Origin of the sequence: Pseudomonas sp. NBRC 111139, from assembly GCF_001753955.1 — a bacterium.
Taxonomy (GTDB): Bacteria; Pseudomonadota; Gammaproteobacteria; order Pseudomonadales; family Pseudomonadaceae; genus Aquipseudomonas; species Aquipseudomonas alloputida.
The window spans coordinates 1-14,087 of record NZ_BCBP01000106.1; the positions used below are offsets into that span (position 1 = coordinate 1).

Here is a 14,087-nt window from a genome sequence, read left to right on the forward strand (position 1 = left end):
GCCAGCACAAAGCGCCCGCCTTGCTGGCCGAGATTAACCAGTGGATGGGGCATCTCGGCCTGGGCTATTCACTGCGTGCAAAGTCGGTGGTGAGCAAGGTGGTGTATTCCGGTGGTGACGACAGTCTGGGCGAGTTGCGCGCCATGCTCGATGCGCATGGCGATAAGCTTGAAATCAGCTTCAGCGGTGCTGATGAGGAAGGCAATCCGTCAGAGCAGAAAGCGCCTATAGATATGGAGAAGCTGAAAGCGCTTCTGCAGGAGCTAGCGCCTGAGAGCGCTGCCCCTAAGGGTGCCGTTATTGAGCAGGTGCGCAATCAATGGGCGCTGTGGGATGACGCGCGGCGGTGCGAGGTAGCCTTCTCCGAGGTTGGTGTGGGGATTTCACAGCTGTTTCCGCTGATTGTGGCGGCAGTGGTCGCGCGCCAGGGGCTTGTGACTTGCGAGCAGCCAGAGCTGCATGTGCATCCGCGAATTCAGGTTGGCATAGGTGATTTGCTAACCCAGGCCAATCGCCAATGTAGCTACCTGATCGAGACCCACAGCGAACATTTGATCTTGCGGATTTTGCGGCGTATTCGCGAAAGCACTGAGGGTGATTTACCCAATGGCCTGCAGCAGCTGAAACCTGAGGATGTGTCGATTATCTACCTCGACACGGCAGTAGGCGGGGTAAAGGCAACGCGTATCGAGATTGATCGCTATGGCGAGTTCACTACTCGCTGGCCTAATGGTTTCTTCGCCGAGCGTGGCGAGGAGCTGTTCTGATGCACGCCATATTCGCCATTGAGCCGGACGCTATCAATAACTGGCAAGACTTGAAGTACGCACTAGAGAAGTTCGGCTACAGCAAGGGCTTGTTGATTGCACGCTTTCCTAAGCCCTGGCCCCGCTTGGTGATTGAGGCCTGTGAGCGTCGCGGCGTGGGGGATGTGGAGCGGGCGCGTATCGTCGAGAAGCTGCGCCAAGCCCAGAACGACCGGCTGGTGCGCTTGGGGCTGCCGTTTGATGGTGACGATTGGATCGCCAATGCCAAACAAGATGGTGTACGCGAGCGTCTGTCAGCAATCTTGGTGCGGGATAAGAACGATGCAGAGCGATTTCATTGTCTAGCCGAGGTTGAAGAGGCGCTGTTTGAAAATCGTCGTGATGTGCAGGTTAAGCGTAATGCTCAAGCTTTGGCCGAGGCTGCGCGGTATGTGTTGCTAAGTTCTGATCGCATTGTTCTAGTCGACCCGTATTTTCAGGCCATGCCCAAGTGCTGCAAGGTTCTGGAGGCAATGGTTGATCTTTGTCGCCAGCAGGAGCATCGCCTGGTTGAGGTGAGCATCTTTACCGCAAAAAGCACTGATGACCGTCGCGTTGACCTTATTGCTGCCGATTATGGAAGGATGCTTGACGCTATACTGAGGCAAGGGGTTTGTATACGTATTCATCTATTGTCTGATGCTGCTTTGGATCAAGACTTTCATGCCCGTTATGTAATCAGCCCGCGTGCTGGATTGCGTTTTGATCGTGGTTTTGTTGAACCCCCGGATCATGGGCGGCGCCAGCACTTAACTGATGTTGTTTGCTTGGATGAGCGTCGTGTGGCTGAGCTGAATAGTCGCTATCTGGAAACTGATGATGGCCTGGCTAACGCTGAGTCTATTGTTTTGCCGCGAAGTTATTGAGGTGAAAACTTGGCCAAGATTATTCCAGGTATTGAAGAGGCAAAGCTTTCCAGGCAGTCGCCAACAGAGGGTGAGCTGTTTTTGCTTTTTTATTTAAGAGAGAATTTTGATCCAGAAGCTGAGGTTTACTTTCAGCCTTGCTTCAATGGCGAGCGCCCTGACGTTGTAATCATAAAAAAGGGTGTTGGCGCTATTGTTGTGGAGGTCAAGGACTGGAACCTTAGTAGTTACAGCGTGGATGTGAAGAATCAATGGCGGCTGCTCAAAAATCAGGCTCTGCTGAGGTCTCCTTTTTCTCAGGCGTTCGCCTATAAACAGAACCTTTTTGAAGTGCACGCAAATGGTCTGCTTGACAAAAGCATGGCTAGCGAAACATTTTACGGCCTGATAAAGGTTTATGTGTACTTCCACAATGCTACCAAAAATGAGATTGCAGCCTTTTATGAGCCTGCAATGCGTGAGTTGCGAAGTGAATTGGATGAGGTTCAACAGGCGTTTCGTGAGAAAAAAATCGGGTATGAGCAGTATGAGAAGAAGCGACTCTATCTCTCCAATAAGAAAAAACAGCTAGAGCGCGACTTGGGCTCATTGGCCATTACGCGAGACTCGCTGAAAAGAATTGCATTCTCAGGCGGCAAGCAGAATCCTCAGTTTGAGGAGGGCGTATATGCAGAGCTTATGCGCTTACTTCAGCCCCCATTCCATTACGCCAATGAAGGAAAGCCCATTCTCTACACAAAGCCACAGGTGCGGCTATCTGAGAGCATTGAAGGCGCCCGGGCCAAGGTATGCGGAGTGGCTGGGTCGGGTAAAACCTCCGTCTTGGCGAAGCGCGCGGTGAATGCGCACAGGCGACACGGCGAGCCCGTGTTGATACTCACCTTCAACCTGACGCTTCGCATGTTCATCAGAGACAAAATTAGTGAGGTTCGCGAAGACTTCAGTTGGGGTGCTTTCCATATAGTCAATTACCACAAATTTATGAGTGCGGCTCTAAGCAGTGCAGGAATCGATGTGAAGGTTCCAGAGGGATTGGTGGATTCCAATGCATATCTTGAAGAGCATTATTATTCGAATGAGTCTGTTTTAGCTAATTATGTTGCTGATAAGTACAAAACCATCCTCATTGACGAGGCTCAGGACTACAAGCCTGAATGGCAGCGAATCATAAGAATGAATTTCCTGGCCGAAGGCGGTGAGATGGTTCTGTTTGCGGATGAGAAACAGAATATCTATGAGCGTGCTGTCGATGAGGAGAAGAGGGCAAACATTATTTCCGGCTTTGGCCGCTGGCAGAAATTGAATAAGAGCTTTAGGTATAAGCAGGACTCTCCGGTGTTGCAGTTGTCTGTTGCCTTTCAGAAGCAATTCCTTTCAGAGAAATATGTTTTTGATGGGGATGAGTCTTATCAGCAAACCGCTTTTCTGCCAGGGATTAGCTTGAGTGCCGTAGGGACATGGTCAGCTGATAGGTTGATTGATGTTGCTGAGCTCATTGTCGCTATTGCGAAGCGCGAAGGCATTCATCCGAATGACATCACCATTGTGTCGTCAAGGGAAGATGTTCTGAGGGAGGTCGATTTTGCTATCCGAAAAGGGCCTCGGCATCAGGAGCGGACGATTACAAGCTTTGCCTCGAAGGAAGATGTTGAGAGAGTTTGCGGAAAAAGGCTTGGGCGTGCGGAAGAGAAAAAGGAGTTGCGCCAGTTGAGCGCCAGCCGTAAGCAAGGCTTCAATCTGAATAGCGGCGTAATGAAGTTATCGACTCTTCATAGTTTTAAAGGTTTTGAATCCCCCACGATTTTCGTGATCGTTAACGACTTGGATGGGCCAGAGTTGGTGTATGCGGGCTTGACTAGGGCAAAAGAAAACATCGTGGTGCTGTTGCCAGATGGTAGTCGATATTTTGATTTCTTTGTGCGAAATCTTGATGTCGTTGATTTGTATGTGCAGCGATCGAGTGCTCTCCATGCGTCTGAGTGAGGTATGGTCTTTTGGAGGCGTATCGATTCTTGGGGCGTCCGGAGGGTATGTACGAAGAATCAAGAGGCTCGCTTTTCCACTGCGGCGATTATTGCTGTCGCCAAGTCTAGATTATTGTTTTTTTGCGGTAATTTACTCATCCTCCTACGTGCTTTTTGCTCTGCTTTTTATGCCGGCGGTCAAGCGATTTAAAGATTTATTGCCTTCAATTATGTTGGGGGCTCTATTGGGTGGAGTGGTTTGCTGCTGGGTACGGCAATGAGAATGGAGGGCTATGAAAGAGTGAGCGCCACCAGTGATTCATGCCGTGGAGGCCTACATTGAGAAAAGATGCAGTTGAGGTACGGCGTGGTGGATGGGTATGGGAAGCTGATGGGGCTGGTCAAGTAGCCAGCTCCGCAGTCAGGATAAACTCTTCGAGTCGTTTTTAATATGGATGCCAGTGCCTCAGATTTGGCATAAAGAAAAGGAAAATAGACTTGAAATCGACTCCGATTCAACGGATCTTGGCTCAGGGGCACTTTGATGGGCTGTGCCTAATTTATTCTTTGTTCAATGGGTACAAAGCACTGAGAAGCCCTAGCGAAAAAGCTTCAGACTTTTCTTACAGGAATTCAAATTTTTGGAGGCGGGTGATTGGTAGCACGCCATCCCTTCACAATTTCGTACTGGGCGATGGTAGTGACTTCGGGAAGCTCAGGAACGCGACAGACGCTAAGGTCAAGCAAGCGTTTATTGCTACCTGCCTCGAGGTGATGACTGATGGCTCTGCTGTGTCCTCGGTGGTCACTCCCTCCGATATTGAGTCTCTGGCAACGATGGATTTCACTGAGTCGGTGGCGATTCTCTGTGTGAAGGAAAAGGCTGAGTTCGAAGAAGGTGGGATGGGGGATCATTGGGTAGCAATTGTTGGGCGTGACGATGACGCCGCGGTTTACCTTGTGGCTTGCTCGTACACGAACCATGCCTATGGGCTGAATGAGCGAAAGGACGCCAAGACGGGTCGATACTATAATACGACCATCAAAGTGGACCGTATCACCACATCCACCTCTTACCCCGATAACATCAACGTTATCCAGATCGTTTCAAACTCATGAAAATCTCTCGGTGATACTGGTCCTGCTTTTAACGATATGCCATTGGCGTGCCCGGTAGAAGGTGGTTAGGGATTAAGCTGTACGATGGTGCGAGTATTCGGCGGTCACCCAGCCGAATACTTGATTATGTACGTGCCCTACAGCCGACGGAAGGCTGTTCTCTTATGTTGATCTGATTTGATGGGTACTTGAATATCGTCAGTGCGGCAAGTGTCCCATACCGAAGGTTCGTGCTCTGGTTGGCTTTATGCGCAGATGTTGCTCCTCCTTGGCTAGATAGCGCATGGTGTTGATGACGTTTTCGCAAGCCTGCGTATCGGCTCGCTTAATGGTGCCGATGCCGAGTTTTGTATATTTTTGTTTGTCTGCGTTGCAGTTGAAGAAGTAACCTCGTCCACCCGTTATTTTCTCCCAGAGAGCGCCTATCTCCTGCGCCTTGTGCCAGTCACTATAAACGTGCGCGCTGTTAAAGAAGAAGGCAGTATGGATGTGGAAACCTTTGTTCTTGCCTTGCTCTACAGACCAAATGTAGCCCGTTTCATATTCGAAGATCGGATTGCGTTCGCGAGATCTAATCAGGGTTGCTAAGTCTCTGAATAGATCTTCGATACGTAGTAAAGGGTCAACTATTTCCAAATAATGAAGGTCTACTCGAATGACGACAGTGCGTGAGTAGCGGTTAAGTACTGCACGGGCGTAGGTTTCCACGTCCGCTTCGCGCTGTCGGGCTTGGTAACTGCGGTCACTCGCTTTGCGCCTGTATCCAGGCTCGCGCGTTAGCTGCCTGACTCTGTTTACTAACTCGTTCATAGAACTGTGAAAGCTGAGGTAGTAAAGGCCCGTAGGGTCTAGGCATACGGGGCCAACTGGGCTGCGCTCAAGACCGACTTCACTACAAGCTCTCCAAAATAATTGGAGGTGCTCACTATATTCGTAGTGGTCCGTGTGGATGCTGAGCAGATGCTGAATGTTGAAGAAAAGTGCAGACAGGCTGCTGAGCTCTATGTGCTCATAACCAGTTGTGTTTTCGGTAATATGAAAGGCTGGTTCGCTAGTGTTCTCAATCATCTTGACGATATTTTCGATCTGAATCGAAGCTCGTGATTGCGAAGTGTTGAATGGTGCTTTTGGGGTTTTGTTGTTCATGAAAGTTACTGATAAGTTGTGAAGGCATATCAGTAACTTGTTGTGTAGGATTTTACTGGCTCCAGTGCTTTGCATGTGAGTGCGTGCTATTTTTTAAGTTATTGTTTATTCTGGTAAGATGTATTGTTAGATTGATGTAGGTCAAAAGCTGATCCAATATAAATAAAACCAAGTTACATTTTATTTTTTTATCGTGATGTTGGGGCGTCGGCCTGTGAGTTTGTCGTGTTTCTTTGGGGGATTACAAGTTTATTTGTGTGGGAGTTATCTGAGATCGCGATCGACAATCAGAGGTGACAAAAAATCGTGGAGGAGCCAGTATCGACAGCCGTTGACCTGTCCAAGCAGGAATATACTAATCGGCACCAACCAGAGCCAAAGGGCGTGCCTTCAACCGGTCGGTCAAGAACGTCGGCCAGGTGTCGGGGTCTGGAGCCTGTTCATAATTTTCGATAGCAGCTGCCGATCCGGCTTTCTCGGCTGATGTGTAGTCACTTCAGAACAAAAAATAAATGATTTCCCGTCCTGAAGATTGCTCTTGGGATCCCCAGGAGCAACCTTTTACGCGGAGTTGGCTAGAGATAACCTCGTTCGGCCAACGACACACAACCTTCATGGCCAACCACCACATGATCCAATAGGCAGGTGCCGACCATGTTCAGAGCGTTCTTGAGGGTGGTGGTCAGGGTGCGATCGGCTTGGCTGGGCTCTGGGTCACCGGAGGGATGATTGTGAACCATAATGACGGCCGCAGCATTGTGCTCCAATGCCATCTTCACCACTTCTTGCGGTTATGCCGAACAGCGGTCGCCCGATTAAGGCGGGATAGTGCTCCACCGGTGCATTGAGGGCGGTGGCCTGGATGCCCAGCAGAACGACACGGCCCTCGACATCTACCACCTCCAGCCCAAAGGAGCCCCCATCGCTCATGGCCCAGCCGTCGATACACTAGGTAGGCCAGGCGGGGCACCTGGCTGAGGTACAGGTAGCCGGCGCCTGTGGCACTGGCAATGAGTGCCAGGATGAGTGAGGTGATTTATAACGCGCGTTTCCTTCAAGGCCTCCCTGCGGGTGGGCGAAAGCTACAGGGCGAGGGGCCTGGCTGGCCAAAGCGACCTGCCGAGGCGCTGAAAGCGGAACTGGCCGGTCATCCCCCAGGCGGGAAAAGTTGTACAAGTATCTTGCGAAAACTTATACGCGTCAGTAGAAAATCTATACAAACTTACTGAATGTACAGCTTTATGGGGCTCGACTATGCCGGCTTACCGCGCGCCGCTCCGCGACATGCGCTTTGTGTTCGATGAACTACTCGACGCCTATACGCACCTGCAGGCGCTGCCATCCCAGGGGGAATTCGGCGCAGACTTGGGCGGAGCGATCCTCGAAGAGGCGGCGCGCGTGGCTGAGGGGTGGCTGGCCCCGCTGAACAGTTCGGGCGACAAGGAAGGCTGCCATTACGACCCGGCGACCCGCTCTGTTAAGACGCCGGCCGGGTTCCGCGAGGGCTACCGCCAGTTCGCCGAAGGCGGCTGGACGGCGCTGGCGTGCCCCTCCGAGTTCGGCGGCCAGGGTCTAAGCAGGTTGATCATCACTCCAGTGTTCCGTTACTTGAAGGTTGTCAGCTTTGTTGGTCTTAGCTCTATGATAGTGAAGGGCCATGGCAGTTTGATGGTCTGCCACGGCTATTTGTTAAAAAGCTAAACTCACTTCGCGTCGATAATCAGCGCTAGCTTGTAGCTTGTCTGGTTTTCAAGGGTTTTAATGTAGTTTTCAATATGTGGAAATTCGCTCTTGGATTTGAGTAGGTTGAGCGCGCTCTTTACTACAAATCCCAGCATGAAGTCTGCTCCTGTGAGCCTCTCCTCGACCAAAAACTTTTTATTGTTCAAGTGTTCGTTTAGATGGGAAAAAACTTTATTGAATTCTACTTCGGCGTAGTTGTTAAGGAATTTTAGTTTGGTTCCAGATTGTGTTTCAAACTCATTAAATATTTTCAGTAAGAGCGGGAGCATTGCTGAGCTTTCTGAAAAGTGTATCCACTGTAAGTAGTCAAGATATTCTGGAGAGCTTTCTTTGGGTGCTAAGCGAGGTGCAAATTTATTTATCAGGAGTTCTGTGATGGCGCCTGACTCCGCAATTATTTTTCCATCAAGCTCGATAACTGGAGATTTTCCTAGGGGGTGAATGTTCCTCAGCGTTTCGGGAGCTAGATGTGTTTTTTTATCACGCTGATACCGAATGATTTCATATGGTTGGCCTATTTCTTCCAGTAGCCACAGAATACGAAACGACCTAGAGTCATTGAGGTGGTGAAGTTTTATCATCGTTATTATGCCTTTTAAGTTATAGTGGAAAAGGAAGTGTGCTTTGTATGAGGGCTGTCGACAGGGTGTTTGAGCAGCAACCCGGCATCAATGTTACCTCTGACTAAGCGACCGGTCTACTAGTCCGGCAAGCTGAGTGCAGCGATGCCCTCTAGGTTCGCTCCGAATCCACTGAGGCCTGTATCCAGGAGCTTGCCTTCTGGGGCGCGAGCGAAGGGCGGTTTGAAGGTTCCCCTTGAGCTTCAGGTAGGTGCTTCGCCGTACTGCGCCGCCATGAGCCTGCTGAGTGTGGGTTGGTCTGTATACTGTCTGGTGGTCATCAAGAATGGCTAACAATTCTCTCAGAAATCCACTATAGACGACTGGTCTATTTATTGATACATTAATTCCATGAAACTACGTTACGATGATACGCGTCAGCATTTACTCGATACCGGCCACCGCATGATGGTGGTTAAGGGCTTCACTGGTGTGGGCCTTAACGAGATTTTGCAGGCCGCTAACGTGCCGAAAGGCTCGTTTTACCATTATTTTAAGTCCAAAGAGCAGTACGGCCAGTCGTTGCTTGAGGATTACTTTCGCAATTATTTGGCGAGCATGGATGAGCGTTTTGCCGTCACGGGCAACACGGCCCGCGAGCGCCTGATGGGGTATTGGCAGAAGTGGCTAGACAGCTACTGCGAGCCCTGCGACGACCAGAAGTGCCTGGTGGTGAAGCTGAGCGCAGAGGTAGCTGATCTTTCGGAGCCCATGCGCCTCACGCTGCGCGATGGTGCAGATCAAATCATTGCGCGGATTTCTGAATGTATTGAGCAGGGGCAGCGAGACGGTTCTCTGGCACTGGACGATGCTTTCCACACTGCGACGGCCCTTTACCAGTTGTGGCTCGGTGCGAGTCTGCTGAGCAAGCTACACCGTAATAGTCGGCCGCTGGAAAACGCCATGGCCACAACTCAGACCATTCTGACCTCTGACAACATCTGATGGCGAGGTTGCCCACCTGTTGGTGGGCATTTTTTTCACTGACCAACTAGCCGACTGGTCTAATTCGGGTGATCGAGACAACCCCAACTTCAGCAACCCCAGGAGTTTGCACATGCCCCAATCAAAGCTAATCAATCGGCGCGTCGTTCTGGCCTCACGTCCCCACGGTGCGCCTCTCGAAGCGAATTTTCGCATTGAGCAAAGCCCCATTCCTGAGCCAGCAGAAGGGCAGGTTCTGCTGCGTACCGTTTACCTCTCACTTGACCCTTACATGCGTGGTCGCATGAGTGATGCACCGTCCTATGCTGCGCCGGTGGAAGTCGGTGGAGTGATTGTGGGTGGCACTGTATGCCGTGTGGAGGCTTCGAAAAACCCGGCCTACAAGGCCGGTGACTGGGTGCTGTCCTTTGCTGGCTGGCAGGACTACACGCTGTCCGATGGAAGCGATCTGACCGCGTTGGGTGAGTCGCCGGCGCATCCTTCTTATGCCTTGGGCATCTTTGGCATGCCGGGCTTCACCGCTTATATGGGCTTGCTCGATATTGGCCGGCCGCAGGCGGGTGAAACCCTGGTGGTGGCGGCGGCCACCGGGCCGGTCGGCGCGACTGTGGGGCAGATCGGCAAGATCAAGGGCTGCCATGTGGTCGGTGTCGCCGGCGGCGCGGAAAAATGCCGACATGCGGTCGAGGTGCTGGGTTTTGATGCCTGTCTCGATCACCGTGCGCCGGACTTCGCCGAGCAACTGACCAAGGCCTGCCCGGCAGGTATCGACATCTACTTCGAGAATGTCGGCGGCAAGGTCTTCGATGCGGTGCTGCCGCTGCTCAATACCAAGGCCCGAGTGCCCGTCTGCGGCATTATTGCGCACTACAACGATACCGCTTTACCCAACGGGCCAGATCGTTTGCCTGCTTTGATGGGCAGCATTCTGCGCAAGCGTATTCATGTGCAGGGTTTCATTATTTTTGATGATTACGGCCACCGCTACAACGAGTTCTTTAACGATATGTCGAGCTGGTTTGCGCAGGGCCGGATTAAATACCGTGAAGAATTAGTGAGTGGTCTGGAGGAGGCGCCTAAGGCCTTTATCGGCCTGCTCGAGGGGCGAAATTTTGGCAAGTTAGTGGTTCGCGTCAGTGAGGACTGATTGCCGCTTGTTGGAATAACACAGGTTATTGCTCTGCCAGCTCAAGCTCCTTGCTGGTAGGGCTTTTTTATTTAAAAAAATCCAGATTGCTAAGTTACAGGCAATGCCTGCAGGGGGAGTTATGCATACACCCAGTAAGCGCTCGCATAAAATAAACGCCATGTTCTGGCGTGTAGTGGTTGGTTGTCTGGGGCTTTACCCAACACTCTTGTTGGTGCTGAGTGTATTAGCCCCGCTGACCCGTGATCTGAGTTTCCCGGTAATGGTGCTGGTGGAAGTGCTGGTATTGGTGCCTGTCACCCAGCTTATTTCCTTTCCATTGGCCGGGTGGCTGGTTGCCCGTTTAAGGCGAATAGATTCGTGAGGGCATGACGCTGTTTAAGTCTGCCTCACGTCGCGCACCCACATGATCAAAGCGATAACCAAGGTTGTCGGCATCAACACTTTAAGCAGAGGAAATACCATGCAAACGCTAATCATCAACGGACAGTCGCAGCAGGTTGACGTTGCCCCCGATATGCCTCTGCTATGGGTCCTGCGCGATGTGCTGGGCCTAACCGGAACCAAGTATGGCTGCGGCATTGCCCAGTGCGGCGTGTGCACCGTGCACCTCGATGGCCAGCCGATTCGTTCGTGCGTGACGCCGATTTCCGCCGTGGCGGGCCGCGCGATCACCACCATTGAGGCCATCGGTGAGACGGTCGTGGGCCAAGCCGTGCAGCAGGCATGGCTGGCGCATGAGGTGGTGCAATGCGGTTACTGCCAATCAGGGCAGATCATGGCCGCCACGGCGCTGCTGCAGAGCCAGCCGAAGCCCGATGATCAGGCAATTGATGCCGCCATGGCGGGCAATCTGTGCCGCTGCGCCACCTACACCCGGATTCGCACGGCCATTCACAGTGTTGGCCAGGTTGAGGAGGCGTGAGATGAAAAAGCCTAACGAAGTGACTGTTGATATCTCCCGTCGCCGCCTCTTGCAGGGCAGCGGTATCGCCCTCGGTGGCTTGGTGTTGAGTACCTGGCTACCGCCGCTGGTGGCCAAAAGCGCAGCCGCCGAGGCGGCTGCGGCAGGTCGGCTTGGTGATCACTCCGCGGAGGGTTACGGTGCCTTTGTCCGCGTTGGCCCCGATGGCGTGGTCACGGTGATCTCGCCGAAAATTGAAATGGGCCAGGGTGCGCAAACCGGTATTGCCATGATGGTCGCCGAGGAGCTGGAAGTGCCCCTGGATCAGGTAGTGATCCAGGAAGCGCCACCGAACTCGGCGCTGTATACCGACAGCCTGATGCAGTTTCAGGCCACCGGTGGCTCGACTTCTACTCGTGTTACCTGGGAGCCGCTGCGTCGGGCGGGCGCTACGGCGCGCATCCTGTTGATCCAGGCGGCTGCTCTGCAATGGCGCGTCGCGCCGAGCCTGTGCCATGCGCAGAACGGCCAGGTGTTTGGCCCCAATGGCCTGCAGGCGGCCTATGGCGACTTGGTCGAGGCGGCTGCGACGCTGCCATTGCCCGACGCAGTGCCGCTGAAAACCCCCGAGCAGTTCAAGTTGCTGGGCACCCCCGCGCAGCGTCTGGATACGCCTGCGAAGGTCAACGGCAAGGCGCACTTTACCATCGACCTGCAAATCCCCGGCATGCTGGTGGCCTCCAGTATCACCTGTCCGGTGTATGGCGGGCGGCTGCTCAACGTTGATGAAAGTCAGGCGCGACGAGTGCCTGGGGTGCGCGACATCGTGCGCCTGGACAATGCCGTGGCCGTCACTGCGAGCAACTTCTGGGCCTGTCAGCAGGCCATCAGGGCGCTGAGGATCGAGTGGGAACTCGGCCCACATGCCGCGATTGGTTCAGCGCAGCTGGACCAGGAGCTGCTCGCCGCCAGTAGCCGTGATGGCGTGGTCGCCAAGCGCAGCGGCGACATTGAGCAAGCCAAGCAGCAATCGGCCAGCCAGTTCGAAGCGGTTTACGAGCAGGCGCTGTTGTCCCATTCGCCGCTTGAACCCATGAGTTGTGTGGCCCATGTGCGCAAAGATGCCTGCGAGCTGTGGGTCGGCACCCAAGTACCGGTGTTTGCCCAGCAGACGGCCGCCCAAGTCACCGGGTTGCCCGTGGAAAAAATCCAGGTGCACAACCAATTGATCGGTGGCGCATTCGGCCGGCGTCTGGAGTTTGATTTCATCACCCAAGCGGTGGCCATCGCATGCCAGGTCGATTACCCGATCAAGCTGATCTGGAGCCGTGAGGAAGACATGACCCACGACCTCTACCGGCCGCTGTATGCCGACCGTATGCAGGCCGCCCTCAACGAGCAGGGACGGCCGCTGGGTTGGGAGCACCGCATCGCCGGCGCCTCGATTCTCGCCCGTTATGTCGGCAGCTTGCCGCCCAATGGCGTGGATAGTGATGCCGTGGAAGTGGCGGTAGACCCCATCTACAGCCTGGCGCATTTGCAGGTTCGTTATATCCGCCAGGAGCCGAGCGTTGTGCCCGTGTCCTGGTGGCGCGGCGTGGGCCCGCTGCGCGGCACCTATGCCCTGGAGTGTTTTATTGATGAGCTGGCGCACAACGCCAAGGCCGACCCGGTTGCCTACCGCCTGGAACTGATGGCGGAGCAGCCGCGTGCCCAGGCGGTGCTGCGTTTGCTGGCTGAAAAGACTGACTGGAATAAGCCGTTGCCCGCAGGGCAAGGCCGTGGTGTGGCGGTCAGTGCGGTGTTCGGCAGCTATGTGGCGACCCTGGTTGAACTGGAGATGCAGGGCGACTTGGGCATACGCATCAAGCGGCTGGTCAGTGTGGTGGATTGCGGCTTTGCTACTAACCCGACCTCGGTTAAGGCGCAGATCGAGGGCGGCACGCTGTTCGGCCTGTCCGCCTCGCTATTCAACGAAATCCTCATCGAAAACGGCCAGGTGCAGCAGACCAACTTCCACAACTACCGGCAGCTGCGCATCAGCGAAGCGCCGGCGGTGGAGGTGCACCTGCTGCCTAGCTTGGAGGCGCCGGGTGGCGTCGGCGAGGCCGGTACTGCGTTGATCGGTCCGGCCCTGGTCAACGCCCTGTTCGCCGCCTCGGGTCAGCGCATCCGTCGCCTGCCGCTGAGCCGCTTCGGCTACTACCCGGTTTAAGGAGCACTTGATGAAATTAATAAGCAACCTACTGACGCTCGCCAGCGCGGCTCTGCTGGCGCAAGCGGCCTATGCGCAAGAGGACTTGCTGGCTAAGGGCGAATACCTGACGCGCGCTGCCAACTGTGTGGCTTGCCATACCGTGCCTGGCGGTCAACCCTTCGCCGGTGGTGTTGAGTTCAAGCTGCCGTTCGGCTCGCTGTTTTCGCCCAACATTACCCCGGACACGCAAACCGGCATCGGTGCATGGACCGATGACGAGTTCGTCAGTGCGCTGCAGACCGGCATTGGCCGTGACGGCAAGCACTACTACCCGGCGTTTCCCTATACCTCCTACAGCAAGATGTCGCGCGATGACATCCTCGCGATCAAGGGTTATCTCGATAGCCTGGAACCGGTCGAGCAAGCACCGCGCGAAAACCACATCGGCTTCCCGTTCAATCAGCGCTGGGGCATGGTTTTCTGGAATTTGCTGTTCCTTAACGATGAGCCATTTCAGGCGGACAGCCAGCGCTCTGCTGAGTGGAATCGCGGCAAATACCTCGTCGAAGGGCCGGGTCACTGCGGCGAATGCCATTCACCGCGCAACCTGTTTCAGGCTGTCAGCAGCGA

13 protein-coding genes and 1 pseudogene are annotated in these 14,087 nt (G+C 53.9%); 11 read left to right on the forward strand and 3 right to left on the reverse strand.

Annotated elements, in window-relative coordinates; translation table 11 throughout:
* The 4 genes from BJQ17_RS28220 to BJQ17_RS28235 form a co-directional block, all read left to right on the forward strand.
* A partial coding sequence (locus BJQ17_RS28220; RefSeq protein WP_139139833.1) for a DUF3696 domain-containing protein occupies window positions 1–767 on the forward strand: 767 nt, incomplete at its 5' end.
* Window positions 767–1,672, forward strand: a complete 906-nt coding sequence (locus BJQ17_RS28225) for a hypothetical protein (RefSeq protein ID WP_070096938.1) — start codon at window positions 767–769, stop codon at window positions 1,670–1,672. The genes BJQ17_RS28220 and BJQ17_RS28225, both read left to right, overlap by 1 nt.
* A gap of 9 nt (window positions 1,673–1,681) precedes the next feature.
* On the forward strand, window positions 1,682–3,655 hold the full coding sequence (locus BJQ17_RS28230) for a nuclease-related domain-containing DEAD/DEAH box helicase (protein ID WP_070096939.1): 1,974 nt from the start codon (window positions 1,682–1,684) through the stop codon (window positions 3,653–3,655).
* A gap of 479 nt (window positions 3,656–4,134) precedes the next feature.
* Entirely contained in the window at window positions 4,135–4,755 is a 621-nt protein-coding gene (locus BJQ17_RS28235; RefSeq protein ID WP_070096940.1) for a hypothetical protein, read from the forward strand.
* Between the two features lie 198 nt (window positions 4,756–4,953).
* Here the strand turns inward: BJQ17_RS28235 and BJQ17_RS28240 are convergent, their stop codons facing one another.
* Window positions 4,954–5,901, reverse strand: a complete 948-nt coding sequence (locus tag BJQ17_RS28240) for an inovirus-type Gp2 protein (protein WP_070096944.1) — start codon at window positions 5,899–5,901, stop codon at window positions 4,954–4,956.
* 575 nt (window positions 5,902–6,476) lie between these two features.
* Window positions 6,477–6,692: pseudogene (locus tag BJQ17_RS28245) on the reverse strand (JAB domain-containing protein); the annotation flags it as partial.
* A gap of 463 nt (window positions 6,693–7,155) precedes the next feature.
* Between BJQ17_RS28245 and BJQ17_RS28250 the strand changes: the two are divergent.
* Window positions 7,156–7,602 (forward strand): acyl-CoA dehydrogenase N-terminal domain-containing protein, encoded by a 447-nt coding sequence (locus BJQ17_RS28250; RefSeq protein WP_070096941.1) that lies wholly within the window; start codon window positions 7,156–7,158, stop codon window positions 7,600–7,602.
* Window positions 7,603–7,604: 2 nt separating this feature from the next.
* On the opposite strand, the gene BJQ17_RS28255 is transcribed toward BJQ17_RS28250, so the two are convergent.
* Window positions 7,605–8,225: a glutathione S-transferase family protein gene (locus BJQ17_RS28255; protein WP_033975249.1), complete on the reverse strand. Its 621-nt coding sequence runs from the start codon at window positions 8,223–8,225 to the stop codon at window positions 7,605–7,607.
* Window positions 8,226–8,615: 390 nt separating this feature from the next.
* On the opposite strand from BJQ17_RS28255, the gene BJQ17_RS28260 reads away from it, so the two are divergent.
* From BJQ17_RS28260 to BJQ17_RS28280, 6 genes are all read left to right on the forward strand, one after another.
* Window positions 8,616–9,209, forward strand: a complete 594-nt coding sequence (locus tag BJQ17_RS28260) for a TetR/AcrR family transcriptional regulator (RefSeq protein ID WP_033975250.1) — start codon at window positions 8,616–8,618, stop codon at window positions 9,207–9,209.
* A 112-nt stretch (window positions 9,210–9,321) separates the two neighbouring features.
* Window positions 9,322–10,356 (forward strand): NADP-dependent oxidoreductase, encoded by a 1,035-nt coding sequence (locus BJQ17_RS28265; protein WP_070096942.1) that lies wholly within the window; start codon window positions 9,322–9,324, stop codon window positions 10,354–10,356.
* A gap of 28 nt (window positions 10,357–10,384) precedes the next feature.
* On the forward strand, window positions 10,385–10,720 hold the full coding sequence (locus BJQ17_RS30715; protein WP_230064408.1) for a hypothetical protein: 336 nt from the start codon (window positions 10,385–10,387) through the stop codon (window positions 10,718–10,720).
* A gap of 99 nt (window positions 10,721–10,819) precedes the next feature.
* Complete coding sequence (locus BJQ17_RS28270) at window positions 10,820–11,281, forward strand: (2Fe-2S)-binding protein (RefSeq protein WP_010487142.1); 462 nt, start codon at window positions 10,820–10,822, stop codon at window positions 11,279–11,281.
* 1 nt (window position 11,282) lies between these two features.
* Complete coding sequence (locus BJQ17_RS28275) at window positions 11,283–13,475, forward strand: molybdopterin cofactor-binding domain-containing protein (protein ID WP_070096943.1); 2,193 nt, start codon at window positions 11,283–11,285, stop codon at window positions 13,473–13,475.
* Window positions 13,476–13,485: 10 nt separating this feature from the next.
* On the forward strand, window positions 13,486–14,087 hold a 602-nt coding region (locus tag BJQ17_RS28280), incomplete at its 3' end, for a cytochrome c (protein WP_139139834.1).

Bases quoted from the DNA above. Each gene is read 5' to 3' on its own strand.
- BJQ17_RS28225 (WP_070096938.1), top strand. From the start codon at position 767: ATGCACGCCATATTCGCCATTGAGCCGGACGCTATCAATAACTGGCAA.
- BJQ17_RS28240 (WP_070096944.1), bottom strand. From the start codon at position 5,901: ATGAACAACAAAACCCCAAAAGCACCATTCAACACTTCGCAATCACGA.
- BJQ17_RS28250 (WP_070096941.1), top strand. From the start codon at position 7,156: ATGCCGGCTTACCGCGCGCCGCTCCGCGACATGCGCTTTGTGTTCGAT.
- BJQ17_RS28255 (WP_033975249.1), bottom strand. From the start codon at position 8,225: ATGATAAAACTTCACCACCTCAATGACTCTAGGTCGTTTCGTATTCTG.
- BJQ17_RS28260 (WP_033975250.1), top strand. From the start codon at position 8,616: ATGAAACTACGTTACGATGATACGCGTCAGCATTTACTCGATACCGGC.
- BJQ17_RS28265 (WP_070096942.1), top strand. From the start codon at position 9,322: ATGCCCCAATCAAAGCTAATCAATCGGCGCGTCGTTCTGGCCTCACGT.
- BJQ17_RS28270 (WP_010487142.1), top strand. From the start codon at position 10,820: ATGCAAACGCTAATCATCAACGGACAGTCGCAGCAGGTTGACGTTGCC.
- BJQ17_RS28275 (WP_070096943.1), top strand. From the start codon at position 11,283: ATGAAAAAGCCTAACGAAGTGACTGTTGATATCTCCCGTCGCCGCCTC.